Annotated in this window: 11 protein-coding genes; 2 read left to right on the top strand and 9 right to left on the bottom strand. The window is 60.4% G+C overall.

Annotation, left to right across the window (positions count from 1 at the left end):
* Window positions 1-50 precede the first annotated feature (50 nt).
* From ACR0KL_RS20010 to ACR0KL_RS19985, 6 genes are all read right to left on the bottom strand, one after another.
* Window positions 51-839, bottom strand: a complete 789-nt coding sequence (locus ACR0KL_RS20010) for a crotonase/enoyl-CoA hydratase family protein (RefSeq protein WP_480777429.1) — start codon at window positions 837-839, stop codon at window positions 51-53.
* 1 nt (window position 840) lies between these two features.
* Window positions 841-1692 (bottom strand): hydroxymethylglutaryl-CoA lyase, encoded by an 852-nt coding sequence (locus ACR0KL_RS20005; protein WP_170678527.1) that lies wholly within the window; start codon window positions 1690-1692, stop codon window positions 841-843.
* A gap of 79 nt (window positions 1693-1771) precedes the next feature.
* Window positions 1772-3700, bottom strand: coding sequence for an acetyl/propionyl/methylcrotonyl-CoA carboxylase subunit alpha (locus tag ACR0KL_RS20000; RefSeq protein ID WP_480777428.1), 1929 nt, complete (start codon window positions 3698-3700; stop codon window positions 1772-1774).
* Window positions 3701-4155: 455 nt separating this feature from the next.
* Complete coding sequence (locus tag ACR0KL_RS19995) at window positions 4156-5760, bottom strand: carboxyl transferase domain-containing protein (protein ID WP_170678523.1); 1605 nt, start codon at window positions 5758-5760, stop codon at window positions 4156-4158.
* On the bottom strand, window positions 5757-6335 hold the full coding sequence (locus ACR0KL_RS19990; RefSeq protein WP_170678521.1) for a hypothetical protein: 579 nt from the start codon (window positions 6333-6335) through the stop codon (window positions 5757-5759). The genes ACR0KL_RS19995 and ACR0KL_RS19990 overlap by 4 nt, the downstream gene beginning before the upstream one ends.
* Complete coding sequence (locus ACR0KL_RS19985; protein ID WP_480777427.1) at window positions 6332-7858, bottom strand: AMP-binding protein; 1527 nt, start codon at window positions 7856-7858, stop codon at window positions 6332-6334. The genes ACR0KL_RS19990 and ACR0KL_RS19985 overlap by 4 nt, the downstream gene beginning before the upstream one ends.
* Before the next feature lie 137 nt (window positions 7859-7995).
* Here ACR0KL_RS19985 and ACR0KL_RS19980 point away from each other — a divergent pair, with 137 nt between their 5' ends.
* Window positions 7996-8601, top strand: a complete 606-nt coding sequence (locus ACR0KL_RS19980; RefSeq protein WP_170375109.1) for an OmpW/AlkL family protein — start codon at window positions 7996-7998, stop codon at window positions 8599-8601.
* 48 nt (window positions 8602-8649) lie between these two features.
* On the opposite strand, the gene ACR0KL_RS19975 is transcribed toward ACR0KL_RS19980, so the two are convergent.
* From ACR0KL_RS19975 to ACR0KL_RS19965, 3 genes are all read right to left on the bottom strand, one after another.
* Window positions 8650-9816 (bottom strand): isovaleryl-CoA dehydrogenase, encoded by a 1167-nt coding sequence (locus ACR0KL_RS19975; RefSeq protein WP_170678517.1) that lies wholly within the window; start codon window positions 9814-9816, stop codon window positions 8650-8652.
* A gap of 170 nt (window positions 9817-9986) precedes the next feature.
* A complete protein-coding gene (locus ACR0KL_RS19970) occupies window positions 9987-11177 on the bottom strand; it encodes an aminotransferase class I/II-fold pyridoxal phosphate-dependent enzyme (protein WP_170678515.1) in 1191 nt (396 codons plus the stop codon).
* Between the two features lie 39 nt (window positions 11178-11216).
* On the bottom strand, window positions 11217-11888 hold the full coding sequence (locus ACR0KL_RS19965; RefSeq protein WP_480777426.1) for an HAD-IA family hydrolase: 672 nt from the start codon (window positions 11886-11888) through the stop codon (window positions 11217-11219).
* A gap of 134 nt (window positions 11889-12022) precedes the next feature.
* Here ACR0KL_RS19965 and glmU point away from each other — a divergent pair, with 134 nt between their 5' ends.
* On the top strand, window positions 12023-13375 hold the full coding sequence (gene glmU, locus ACR0KL_RS19960; RefSeq protein WP_170678511.1) for a bifunctional UDP-N-acetylglucosamine diphosphorylase/glucosamine-1-phosphate N-acetyltransferase GlmU: 1353 nt from the start codon (window positions 12023-12025) through the stop codon (window positions 13373-13375).
* Window positions 13376-13379: the final 4 nt, after the last annotated feature.

Below are 13379 nucleotides of genomic sequence, written 5' to 3'. Positions count from 1 at the left end.
CCTTCGGGAATCACCCCGATTTCGCCTCAGCGGACAATAGACGCCCCAAGTTAATCTTTGTTGTTCCACTTGGGGTTACGTTTTTCAAAGAATGCTTCGATGCCTTCGCGTGCTTCCAGCGTTTCCCATCGGGCGACCAACGCTTGGATGGTATGGTCAATCACACTGTCGTCAAGACGCGGGCCGAGGTTTTGAACCAAGGCCTTAGCCGACGCCACAGCCCCCGGCGCACAGGACAGGTAGGGGGTGATTTCATCCTCGACAGCGCGCATGAGTTGATCGGCTGGCACCGCTTTTGCCAACAGTCCAAGCTCCACCGCCTCAGCCGCGTCAAACAAACGCGCCGACATGAAAACACGCCGCGCGCGGGCCTCACCCATCCGCGCGATTACGTAAGGCCCAATCGTCGCCGGGATCAGGCCCAGCCGGGTCTCGGTCAGGCCCATTTTCAGGGTGTCAACGCCCACTGCCACATCGCAGACCGAGGCCAGCCCGACACCACCGCCAAACGCGTTGCCTTGCAATGCACCAATCAGAGGTTTGGGCATCTCGTTCAGCGCCTGCAGCATTTCCGCCAGCTTGCGCGCCTCGGTAAATCGGGTCTCGGCATCCGCCGCCATCTGATCGCGCATCCACCCCAGATCGCCCCCGGCGCAGAAGCTCTTGCCAGAACCGGTCAACACAGCAACGCGCACCGCCTCGTCGCAGCCCAGTTGCACCGCTGCCTGGGTCAATTCGCTAATCATCTGCGCCGACATGGCATTGTGCTTTTCGGCGCGCGACAGGGTCAGCGTCGCAACACCCCGGTCATCTGTGACGACCGCAATCGTTTCAAACATGTCAGCCTCTCATTGCCTGCGCCATCTGCGCGGCTTCGTCCAAAACTGCTGCGTCCAGACCGGTCTCATATCCCAGCCGCTCCAGATGGGCGGCGACGGCTTCGGTCGCGACATTGCCAGCCGCGCCGGGTGCATAGGGGCATCCCCCCAAACCACCGACCGCAGCATCAAACACCCGCACGCCCAGCGCCAGCGAGGCATCAATATTGTCCATCGCCCGCCCGTTGGTGTTGTGGAAATGGCCCGCAAGCCGGGTAACGGGCACTCTGTCGCGCACCGCCAGCAGCATATGCGCAATCTTGTCCGGGGTTCCCTGCCCGATCGTGTCGCCCAGCGAAATCTCATAGCACCCATGCGCGAACAGAGCGTCCGCGACCTCAGCCACTTTTTCGGGTGGGGTCGGACCATCATATGGGCAATCGGTCACGCATGAGACATATCCCCGGACCGGCAGGTCGATATGACGCGCAGCCTCAAGGATCGGCACGAATCGTTCGATGGATTCCGCGATGGTCGCGTTGATGTTGGCTTTCGAAAACCCCTCGGAGGCTGATGCAAACACTGCGATCTCATCCGCTTTGGCCGCCAGCGCGCCTTCATAGCCGCGCATGTTCGGCGTCAGCGCCGCGTAGCGCACGCCCTCGGCCCGTTTGATCCCAGCCAGAACCGCTCCGCTTCCTGCCATCTGCGGCACCCATTTGGGAGATACGAAACTGGCCACCTCAATTCGATTGAACCCGGCGCGGCTCAGGCAATCGACCAGCGCCACCTTCTCGGCCACCGGAATCTCGCGCTTTTCGTTCTGAAGCCCATCCCTTGGCCCGACCTCGAATATCTCGACCCGTTCTTTCATCAGCGCATCCCTTCCCGGCTTCTTTTCGTTTTACATACGGATGGTCTGACTGTGCCACGCAATGCACGGCCCGAACAGATCAATCCTCAGCCAAGCGAACGAGTGCCGCCCCGGCCTCAACCTGAGCGCCTGCGTCGGCCAACACCTCGGCCACCACACCGTCGCGCGCCGCAAGCAGTGAATGCTCCATCTTCATGGCTTCCAGAATCGCCAGCCGGTCGCCCTCTTTCACCGCTTGCCCTGCCGAGGCAAAGACGGCCTTGACCAGACCCGGCATCGGCGCCTCGATCACGTTGGTATCTCCGGCAGCGCTGGCATCGCGATCCAAGGGGTCAACGATTTCGAACACCTGCCCATAGTCTTCAAACACCGTGATCTGAGGCCCAGCGACGCCGACATGGGGCATGCGTTGTCCATCAACGACCCAACCACCATTGTGCTGCGCAATCACCTGCGCATCATCCACGGTCCAGACCTGCCGGTGCGGGCTTTCGACCTGAACATCCAGATCAAGAACTTCGCCCTCGCGCATCAGCTGTACGGCCCGGTGCAACGGCCCCCACAGGGTGAAGCCTGTCTCTGACGTTGTCTCCGTCAGCCCCAGCGCTGTCATCGCCGCAGCCACCACGGAGGCATTGCTCGCGTCCGCCGCTTGGACCAGATCCTCAAGATCGCGCGCGATCAGACCCGTATCCACATCGCCCGAGGCAAAACCACCATGGCGCGTCAGAGCGCCAAGGAAGGCCAGATTGGTCACCGTCCCGGCAACCTCGGTCTGGCGCAGAGCGCGATGCAGGCTTTCCAGCGCGACCGCGCGGGTCGGGCCATGCACGACGACCTTGGCGATCATCGGATCATACCAGGGGCTGATCGTATCCCCCGCCCGCACGCCACTGTCCGCGCGGCACTCAGGCGGAAATCGCAGATGGGTCAGAGTTCCCGTTGCGGGCAAAAAGCCCTTGGGCACATCCTCGGCATAAAGCCGCGCCTCAAACGCGTGACCGTTGATCGACAGGTCATTCTGCTGCTTCGGCAGGCTCTCACCCGCGGCAACGCGCAACTGCCATTCGACCAGATCAACGCCCGTGATCGCCTCGGTCACCGGATGTTCAACCTGAAGGCGCGTGTTCATTTCCATGAACCAGAAGCGATCCGGCCGCAGCCCTTCGGACGCGTCGACGATGAACTCAACCGTCCCGGCCCCTTTGTAGCCAATCGCCTCTGCCGCACGCACACCGGCCTGCCCCATCGCCTCGCGCATCTCGGGTGTCATGCCAGGGGCCGGAGCCTCTTCGATCACCTTCTGATGTCGCCGTTGCAGCGAGCAGTCCCGCTCAAACAGATGCACCGCATGGGTGCCATCGCCAAAGACCTGAACTTCGATATGCCGAGGTTTGGCTACGAATTTTTCGACCAGAACCGCATCATTGCCAAAGGCGGTCTTTGCCTCACCGCGCGCACTGTCCAAAGCGTCCGAGAACGCTTCGGGAGTCTCGACCAACCGCATACCTTTGCCGCCGCCGCCTGCAACCGCCTTGATCAGCACGGGATAGCCAATGGCCGCGGCTGCCTCGGCCAGATGAGCGGGGTCCTGATTGTCACCGTGATATCCCGGCACAACGGGAACGCCTGCGTCCTCCATCAAAGCCTTGGCCGCATCCTTGAGGCCCATCTTGCGGATCGCATCCGCCGAGGGACCAATGAATGTAAGCCCCGCGGCCTCAACCGCATCCACGAAATCTGGATTCTCGGACAGAAACCCATAGCCGGGATGGATCGCCTGCGCCCCGGTCTCGAGCACCGCCTGGATGATCACATCTCCCTTCAGATAGCTCTTCGCCGGAGCGGCCGCACCAATATGCACCGCCTCATCTGCCATCTGCACATGCTTTGCCGAGGCATCCGCATCCGAATACACAGCCACACAGGACACACCCATTTTCTGAGCGGTTTCAATGACCCGACAAGCAATCTCGCCACGGTTTGCGATTAGGATTTTACTGAACATGGCAAACCGCCTCTTCGAAGATAGAACCAGACGAGCATTCGGTGCTTAGGCTCCAAGAGGATGCAGTGCATTCGAAAGCTTCATCGCGGAAATAGAACAGAAAGTTTCTCGCAGGATCAGACCTGGTCGACATTATGGTCCAAGGTGTCTCGTCCTGACCTTCCCTAAAGTCGCCATCCACCTCGTAAAACTCTCCCCAAGCTGGCGCCACTTTGCTGAAACTGCACTGCCCACCGAACCACCCGTGATCATTGATCGACGTGAAACGAAATCGCTGACAACCAACAAACCGGATATACAAGTGCCCTCGTGCCAGATGCGATGGGTTCAACCACTCATTTGGGCAAAACCGTAGCCAGAGATCACAACCTGCTTTTGCAACCGCAGGCATCGGCGCATTCGGATCCGCGTTCCAATCTTCGTTCAATTTCGTGAAATGTGTGTCCATTGGGCAATTACATCCTGAACACGCCGAAACGCGTTTCCTCGATCGGGGCGTTCAAGGCGGCACTCAGAGACAATGCCAGGACATCGCGCGATTTGCGTGGGTCGATGATGCCATCGTCCCACAACCGAGCCGAGGCATAGAGCGGATGAGACTGCTCCTCGAACATATCCAAAGTCGGGCGTTTGAATTCGGCCTCCTCCTCGGCCGACCAGGTCCCGCCCTGCCGTTCGATCCCGTCACGCTTGACAGTGGCCAGAACGCCTGCCGCCTGCTCTCCGCCCATCACGGAAATCCGTGAATTCGGCCAGGTCCACAGGAACCGAGGCTGATAGGCCCGACCCGCCATGCCATAGTTTCCGGCCCCGAAGGACCCTCCGACAAGCATCGTGATCTTCGGCACCGAGGTTGTCGCCACCGCCGTCACCATCTTGGCCCCATGCCGCGCGATGCCTTCGTTCTCGTATTTGCGACCGACCATAAAGCCGGTGATGTTCTGCAGGAACACCAGCGGGATGCGACGCTGAGAACATAGCTCAACAAAATGCGCGCCCTTCTGCGCGGCTTCGGAAAACAGCACGCCGTTATTGGCGATGATTCCAACCGGGCAGCCTTTGACATGGGCAAAGCCGGTCACCAGCGTCTCGCCAAAGCGCGGCTTGAACTCATCGAACCGAGAGCCGTCGACCAAACGCGCGATCACCTCTCGGATGTCGTAGGGCGTACGCAGGTCAGCGGGAACAACGCCGAGGATTTCCTCGGGGTCATAAGCTGGGTCCTCCGGGCTGGCCCAATCGACCGTCTGCGGCTTGCGCATGTTCAGCGAGCCAACAGCCCGTCGCGCCAATGCCAGCGCGTGGGCGTCATCCTCGGCCAGATAGTCTGCCACACCGGACAGACGGGTATGGACGTCGCCGCCGCCCAAATCCTCGGCGCTGACAACCTCTCCGGTCGCAGCTTTCACCAGAGGCGGCCCGGCCAGAAAAATCGTGCCTTGCTCCTTCACGATGATCGAGACATCCGACATCGCGGGCACATAAGCCCCGCCGGCCGTGCACGACCCCATAACCACGGCGATCTGCGCGATCCCTTTCGCGCTCATACGCGCTTGGTTGTAAAAGATGCGGCCAAAGTGGTCGCGATCCGGGAAGACCTCATCCTGATTGGGCAGGTTCGCACCACCGCTGTCGACCAGATAGATACAGGGCAGATGGTTTTCCTCAGCAATCTCCTGCGCGCGGAGGTGTTTCTTGACCGTCATCGGGTAGTATGTGCCGCCCTTCACAGTGGCGTCGTTGCAGACCACCATGACCTCTTGCCCGTGCACCCGGCCAATTCCTGCAATGACCCCGGCACAAGGCGCGGCGTCCCCATACATCTCATGCGCCGCCGTCGCGCCGATTTCCAGAAACGGAGACCCCGGATCGAGCAGGTTCGCTACCCTGCGTCTGGGAAGCATCTTGCCCCGAGAGACGTGCCGCGCGCGAGATTTCTCACCGCCTCCCATCCGGGCTGCTTCCGCCGCGGTCGAGATTTGCGCCAGCGCGTCGAGATGGGCTGCTCGGTTGGCTTTGAAGCCCACAGAGGCGGGCATGGCTTTGGATGTGAGTTTCATGCGCGCAGCATCCTCTTTAGTTTCGCGGGCAATTGTCGGCGGGCACGGGCGGTCTTGAAAACCGTCGGCAGCTTTCTGTCGAACCAATATCGCCAAGGGTGGTTTACCGATGTCTTTCCACCCAGCAGTTCAAGCATCGCCACAACGTGTTGTCGGTCGTAAAACCAAAGCAACCGACCGGAGTAACTCAGTTGGTAAAAGGCGTCCCGAGGCCAGCTGAGTTTGGTTTTTCTGGGCGAATGGCAGTGGCCGCATATTGAAGTGCCATGAAGTGAATTCAGAACGTGCCGATACATGCCCACCGGATACAACGCACTCGACGAATGAATGTCTGTACCGCCAAGGCCGACGAAAGTCAGCGAATGTTCGCGATGCCAATTCGCATAGTTTCGTTTGGGTCGATCTGCCTTCACGATCAAGACATCTTTTCCAAGCGCTTTGCCAACAGAGCCCTTCGTGCTGACTTCTAATTCTGCTGGAACGAAACGCGCAGGTTTTTGACAATTCGGGCACTCGATAGCGACCGCTTGCGGAAGGACAGAGGTATCACGCGCGAAGTCAAATGGGAGTGTCATCTGGAAACCTCCCCAGCCGCCCGCGCCTTCAATTCCTTGCGGATCACCTTCCCCGTCACCGTCATCGGCAACTCGTCCAGAAACGCCACCTCTCGCGGATAGGAGTACTGCGCCAGACGGTCCTTGACCCAATCTTGCAACTCCGGCCCCGAGGCCTCGGCCCCCGGTTTCAAAACCACATAGGCCTTCACGATCTCGGTTCGCAGCGGGTCGGGCTTGCCGACCACGCCGACCGTTGCCACAGCCGGGTGGGTCAGTAGGCAATCCTCGATCTCAGCCGGGCCGATGCGGTATCCGGCTGAGGTGATCACGTCATCATCGCGCCCGACGAAGCGCAGATACTCGCCCTCCCACACGCCTCGGTCTCCTGTAATCAGCCAGTCGCCCCGGAATTTCTCAGCCGTCGCCGCGGGCCGGTTCCAGTATTCCAGCAGCATCGGGGCCGAGCCGCGCCGTACAGCCACATCGCCCTCTTCGGTCGTGGGTACGCCGTCCTCTCCAATCACCGCGACCTCATGGCCTGGTACCGGTTTGCCGATACAGCCGGGGCGCACCGGGAAATCCTCGGCACAGGACGAGACGACCATGTTGCATTCGGTCTGGCCGTAGAACTCGTTGATCGTCAGTCCAAAGGCCTGTTGCCCCCACGCCAGCATCTCGGCGCCCAGAGGCTCGCCCCCTGACGCGACCGAACGCAGGCCGGGAATGCTCTGATCCGCAGCTTTCAGCATCCGCAGCGCGGTCGGAGGGAAGAACACATTGCGCACGCCGCCGCGCGCGATCACATCGGCGCAGGCCTCGGGAGTGAATTTGTCCAGCCGGGTGGCCACCACGGGGATGCCCAGCGCCAGGCCCGGCATCAGGACATCGAACAGCCCTCCAATCCAGGCCCAATCCGCCGGAGTCCAGAGGCAATCCCCCGCGCGCAGGTGATTATGACTGATCGAAACGCCGGGCAGATGGCCGGTCAGTACGCGGTGCCCGTGCAGAGCACCCTTGGGGCTGCCGGTTGTGCCCGACGTATAGATCAGCACGGCGGGGTCTTCGGGGCCGGTATCCGCAAAGGGCAGCTCTGGGCCGGGCTGGGCGACCTCAGGGGCGATTATAGGCTCGGCCAGATCACCCAGCAGCCCGGCGCCCTCGGCATCCGTCAGTACGATCCCTGCCCCGGCATCCGCCACGCGGGAGCGCAGCGCGTCCCGTTTGAACAGCTTGAACAGAGGCACAGAGATCGCACCGATCTTCCAGATCGCCAGATGCGCTGCGGCACACCACGGAGACTGGCTGAGCAAAACGCCAACCCGGTCACCGGTCTCGACCTTGGGCAAGAGCGCCCGCGCAAGCCCATCGACCATCTCGTGCAGTTGACCGTAAGTTACCGGCCGCTCCTCGCCCTCGGTCAGATCGACCAAGGCGACCTGTTCGGGCGGATGGTTCAGACACTGGCGCGCCATGTTCAGCCGATCGGGGACATCCCAGCCACCCGCCGAGCGCAAACCCGGTATGCGCAGATCGCCTGACATCAAAATTTTCCTTTATTTTCGGGACCTGCAGTTATGTCACACTTGCCGGGTGCGCTCACGCAAATTTGACTCAGATCAGAGAGCGCAGGCAGCGCCCGTGCAAAACAGCGGTCATCAACTGAACCAAAGGCAGAACAATGACCAATAAACTCGCCGCTTTGACCCTCTCCACCGCGCTGGTCGCGCTGGCTGGCCCCGCACTCGCCCAATCGCAAGGTGACTGGACCGTTGGTTTCGGTGTCGGCTACCTGGACCCTAAATCTGACAACGGAACGCTGGCCGGTTTTGACGCCGAGGTCGACGACGACACCCGTCCGATCTTTACCGTCGAATACTTCATCCGGGACAACCTGGGTATCGAATTGCTGGCCTCCACGCCGTTTGAACACGATATCACCTTGGGAGGCAGCACCGACGCCGGCAGCACCAAGCACCTGCCCCCCACCTTGTCGCTGAACTACCACTTCCCGACCAACAGCGCTTGGAAGCCCTATGTCGGCGCAGGCCTCAACTACACTATCTTCTTTGAAGAAAGCTCTCCGCTGGGCGACCTGGAACTGGACAACTCGTTCGGTTTGTCGCTTCAGGCTGGTTTGGACTATCAGATCACTGAACAAGGCGCTGTCCGTTTGAACGTGCGTTGGTTCGATATCGACTCGGATGTCAAACTGAACGGTGCCGATATCGGTACCGCGGAAATCGATCCTTGGCTGGTCGGCGTATCCTACGTCCATCGCTTCTGATCCTTTGATCGAAACGCCCCGCAGTTCCCTCGGCTGCGGGGCGATTTCTTACCCCAGCATTTCGCCCATCAATTCGCGACCGATTAGCATGCGGCGGATTTCGCTGGTCCCGGCCCCGATCTCCATCAGCTTGGCATCCCGGAAGATCCGGCTGACCGGAGCGTCCGACAAGAACCCCGCCCCACCCATCGCCTGTACGGCCTGATGTGCCTGCGTCATCGCAGCCTCAGAGGCATAGAGGCAGCACGCCGCCGCGTCCTGACGAGTCACATCCCCACGGTCGCACGCCTTGGCGACCTCATACACGTAAGCACGGGCCGAGTTCATCGCGGTGTACATATCCGCGATTTTGCCTTGCATCAGTTGGAACATGCCGATGGGTTTGCCGAACTGCTTGCGTTCAGCCAGATAGGGCATGATTTCATCCAGACAGGCTGCCATGATGCCGGTTCCGATCCCGGCCAGCACAACGCGTTCATAGTCGAGCCCGGACATCAGAACGGCAACACCCTTGCCCTCTTCGCCCAGAACATTCTCAAACGGTACTTCGACATCTTCAAAGATCAGCTCGGCGGTGTTGGACCCGCGCATCCCAAGCTTGTCGAAATGAGGTGAGGTCGAGAATCCCGTCATCTCTTTCTCGATCAGAAACGCGGTGATCCCTTTGGATCCCGCATCCGGGTCGGTCTTGGCGTAGACCACCAGAGTATCCGCGTCCGGCCCATTGGTGATCCAATACTTGTTCCCGTTCAGGCGGTAATGATCATTGCGCTTCTCGGCGCGCAGCTTCATCGAAACCACATCCGATCCAGCCGAGGGTTCGGACATCGCAAGCGCGCCCACATGTTCGCCCGAGATCAGGCGCGGCAGGTATTTCTGCTTTTGCTCTTCCGTGCCGTTCAGCTTGATCTGGTTCACGCAGAGGTTGGAATGCGCACCATAGGATAGAGAGACCGAGGCCGAGGCCCGCGCGATCTCCTCGATCGCGATGGTATGGGCCAGATAAGACATGTCAGCGCCACCATATTCCTCGGGCACGGTCACGCCCAACAGGCCCAGCGCGCCCATCTCGGTCCAAAGCTCATTGGGGAACGCGTTCGACGCATCGACCTCGGCCGCCATCGGCTTGACCCGCTCCTGCGCCCAACGATGCACCATTTCGCGCAGCGCATTCACGTCCTCGCCCAGATCGAATTGCATACTCGCCATGAACATTGACGCTCTCCTCTCAGCATTAATGAACAAGTGTTCAATAACTGGATACCAGCGAATCTGCGGCGGGTCAATCATTCCGGGCGCCCCGGTTCCAACACGCAAAACGCCGCCCCAAACGGGGCGGCGTTTTCTGAAAAATCAAGCGTGCGCTGCAGGCGCACTCAATTGGATCACGATTGGTAAACTGCTCCGACTTCGGCCCTGATGATGCGAGCGATCAGCTGGCAGTCATCCAGCGAAAAGGTCAGCGGTACGCGCATATCCATGATCCCCGCCAGAACCCGGTCCGAAGCAGGCATCCGCTCACTCTCAGCATAGCGCCAACTGTCATAGCGTGAGGTAAACCCGGTGGGCTCGGCACCGCCGAACCATTTCAGCTCTACCCCGCGACTGGCGCAACGGCTGATCACCTCGGCAATCCGCTCCGGCAGCCAGTCAAGCAGCAGGAACTGGATCGACGACCCAACATAGGTCTCTGCCTCGGGACGCTCGACCATTGTGAGGCCGGGCGTTCCCCGCAGACCGTCTTCAATTACCTGATACCGTTCGTTCCAACGACCAACCTGCCGATCCAAAACACGTAACTGAGGACGCAAAATCGCAGCGCGCAAGTTATCCATACGGCCCGAAACGTTCGGCGTGGTGTACTTGATCCGCTCAAACACCTCTGGCCCAGGCGCAGCCAGATGCCGTTCATAGAGCATATAGGACCCTGACAGCATCGTGGCTTTAGCCGCAAGTTCCTCATCATCGGTAACCAGCAGACCACCCTCGCCCGAGTTCACATGTTTATAAGTCTGGCACGAATAACACCCAATGGCCCCTTGCCGACCCGAGAGTTGCCCGCGCCACGCGGCCCCCATCGTATGAGCGCAGTCCTCGATCACGACAACTCCGGCCGCATCGCAGAGCTGCATCAACCGGTCCATGTCGCACAGATGGCCACGCATATGGCTGAGCATCAGAACCCGCGCCTGATCCAGCTTGGCCTCCAGATCCTCCAGATCAATGGTCAGGTTTTCGGTCACACCGACAAAAACCGGCCTGGCCCCGACCGAAGCAATCGCCCCCGGTACAGGCGCCAGAGTAAACGCGTTGGTCAGAACAGGCTCGCCGGGCTGCACGCCCACGGCCCGCAAGGCAGTCGCCAAAGCATAGCCACCCGACGATACAGCAAGACAATATTTCGCCCCCATCTGGGCCGCGAATTCCTGCTCCAGCAGCGCGGTCTCGCCCAATTCGCCAGGAACAACGTTGTAGCGATGCAAACGTCCGTGCCGTAGAACGGCCAGAGCGGCCTCTACCGCCTCGTCCGGGATGGGTTCTTGCTGGGTGAAGCTGCCAGTGAATGTATCAGTCATAGGCTAGTTCTGGGGCTCCATCCGGTCAGGGTCAAGGGATCAAGCCGCCGCACCGATCAACTCGGCCACAAGATCGGGCAGATCGTTGAAATGATGCAGCAAGGCTTCAGGCTTCAAAGCGGCCATATCGTCGCCTGAGGGACCGAACGTGACCAGAACCGAAGGCACCCCGGCCGCTTTCGCGGTATTGCGGTCGGTATCGGAATCCCCGATCAGAACGCACAGATCCGGATGCCCACCCGCACGCCGCGCGGCCTCGCGCAGAGGCTCAGGGTCAGGTTTACGCACCGGTAGAGTGTCTGCACCGACCAAGGAGGCGAAGCGATCTAGCACCCCCATCTGGCTGAGCAATTGATGCGCCAGACGCTCTGGCTTGTTGGTGCAGATCCCAACGCCATAGCCTGCGGTTTTCAAGGCCTCGACCGCCTCCAAAGCACCGGGGTAGAACTGCGTGTGGGTGTCGATGTCCTGCGCATAGGCTTCAAGCAAAACCGGATAATACGCATCAACCGTGCCTTCATCATAGGCCCCGACGCGCTTCAATCCGTGCGTCAGCATCATACGCCCGCCACGCACGGCGATGCCCGCATCCTGCCCGTGAACCAGAACATCTCCATGCCCCATCTCGCGAAAACAATGGTTTGCAGCGTCCAGCAAATCGCCCGACGTATCCGCCAAAGTGCCGTCCAGATCGAAGATGACCGTGCGCATTGCGCCTCCTTGCTCGGCAGGTTTCCGCCATGTCCTGTTGCAATCGGCAATCTAGTTTGATGGCCGAACGGCTTGCGCCTTTGCCCTCAGCGGATAAAACGGACGGCAACAAAACACAAAGAGAAAACGATTTCATGACCACTGCCCTTGTCATCCTTGCCGCCGGGAAAGGCACCAGGATGAATTCGGACATCCCCAAAGTCCTGCACCCGATCGCTCAGGTTCCGATGCTGGTTCACGCCATGCGCGCCGGTTCGGTGCTGTCGCCCGAGCGCACCGTGATTGTCACAGGCCACGGGGCCGAGGCCGTCGCCAAGGTCGCGCAGGCCGAGGATGAGACCGCACAGATCGCCGTGCAAGAGGAGCAACTGGGCACCGCCCATGCCGTCGCGCAGGCCCGCGATGCGCTAGAGGGGTTCGATGGCGATGTTGTGGTCCTTTACGGCGACACGCCCTTCCTTCAACCCAACACACTCGAGCGGATGATCGAAGCGCGCGCGCAGAATGATCTGGTGATTCTAGGCTTTGAAGCCGCCGACCCGGCTCGTTATGGCCGCCTGGTGATGAACGGCGACACGTTGGAGCGGATCGTCGAGTTCAAAGACGCCTCAGACGCAGAACGCGCGATCACCTTCTGCAACTCTGGCCTGCTGGCCTGCAACGCGGCAACGCTGATATCCCTGATTGACGCGGTCGGCAACGACAACGCTTCGGGCGAATACTACCTGACGGATGTGGTCGAAATCGCCCGCTCCCGCGATCTGAACGTGACAGCGGTCGCCTGTGACGAGGCGCAGACTTTGGGCGTGAACTCGCGTGCAGATCTGGCCGCAGCGGATGCGGTGTTTCAGACGCAGGCACGGGCCGAACTGTTAGATTTGGGCGTCACACTGATGGCCCCGGAGACCGTCTATCTTGCCGCCGATACAGTGATCGGGCGCGATACGGTGATCGAACCAAATGTGGTATTCGGCCCCGGCGTGACCGTCGAAAGCGGCGCAACGATCCGGGCGTTTTCGCATCTGGAAGGCTGCCATGTCAGCCGAGGAGCCGTCATCGGCCCCTACGCCCGCCTGCGCCCCGGCGCGGAACTGGCGGAAAACGCGCGCATCGGCAATTTTGTCGAGATCAAGAATGCCGAGATCGCCGAAGGCGCGAAGGTCAATCACCTCAGCTATATCGGGGATGCCTCGGTCGGGGCAGGTTCGAATATCGGTGCGGGCACGATCACCTGTAACTATGACGGCGTGATGAAACACAAGACCACGATTGGAGAGGGTGTCTTTATTGGCTCCAATACTATGCTGGTAGCTCCCGTCAGCGTTGGCGATGGCGCAATGACGGCAACCGGTACGGTCGTGACCAAAGACGTGGAGGCCGAGGCGCTGGCCGTCGCGCGCGCCAAGCAGGAAAACAAGCCCGGCTATGCGCGCAAATTGTTTGATATGTTAAAGGCGAAGAAGGCTCGCCGCGATAAAGAGGCCTGAGTTT

This window comes from Ruegeria sp. C8 (genome assembly GCF_056537565.1).
The sequence above is the reverse complement of the archived record's forward strand: the minus strand, read 5'-3'. Positions and strand labels throughout refer to the sequence as shown.

What these genes read in the sequence shown, in the direction of transcription:
- ACR0KL_RS20010 (WP_480777429.1), bottom strand. Translation starts at nt 839, where the DNA reads ATGTTTGAAACGATTGCGGTCGTCACAGATGACCGGGGTGTTGCGACG.
- ACR0KL_RS20005 (WP_170678527.1), bottom strand. Translation starts at nt 1,692, where the DNA reads ATGAAAGAACGGGTCGAGATATTCGAGGTCGGGCCAAGGGATGGGCTT.
- ACR0KL_RS20000 (WP_480777428.1), bottom strand. Translation starts at nt 3,700, where the DNA reads ATGTTCAGTAAAATCCTAATCGCAAACCGTGGCGAGATTGCTTGTCGG.
- ACR0KL_RS19995 (WP_170678523.1), bottom strand. Translation starts at nt 5,760, where the DNA reads ATGAAACTCACATCCAAAGCCATGCCCGCCTCTGTGGGCTTCAAAGCC.
- ACR0KL_RS19990 (WP_170678521.1), bottom strand. Translation starts at nt 6,335, where the DNA reads ATGACACTCCCATTTGACTTCGCGCGTGATACCTCTGTCCTTCCGCAA.
- ACR0KL_RS19985 (WP_480777427.1), bottom strand. Translation starts at nt 7,858, where the DNA reads ATGTCAGGCGATCTGCGCATACCGGGTTTGCGCTCGGCGGGTGGCTGG.
- ACR0KL_RS19980 (WP_170375109.1), top strand. Translation starts at nt 7,996, where the DNA reads ATGACCAATAAACTCGCCGCTTTGACCCTCTCCACCGCGCTGGTCGCG.
- ACR0KL_RS19975 (WP_170678517.1), bottom strand. Translation starts at nt 9,816, where the DNA reads ATGTTCATGGCGAGTATGCAATTCGATCTGGGCGAGGACGTGAATGCG.
- ACR0KL_RS19970 (WP_170678515.1), bottom strand. Translation starts at nt 11,177, where the DNA reads ATGACTGATACATTCACTGGCAGCTTCACCCAGCAAGAACCCATCCCG.
- ACR0KL_RS19965 (WP_480777426.1), bottom strand. Translation starts at nt 11,888, where the DNA reads ATGCGCACGGTCATCTTCGATCTGGACGGCACTTTGGCGGATACGTCG.
- glmU (WP_170678511.1), top strand. Translation starts at nt 12,023, where the DNA reads ATGACCACTGCCCTTGTCATCCTTGCCGCCGGGAAAGGCACCAGGATG.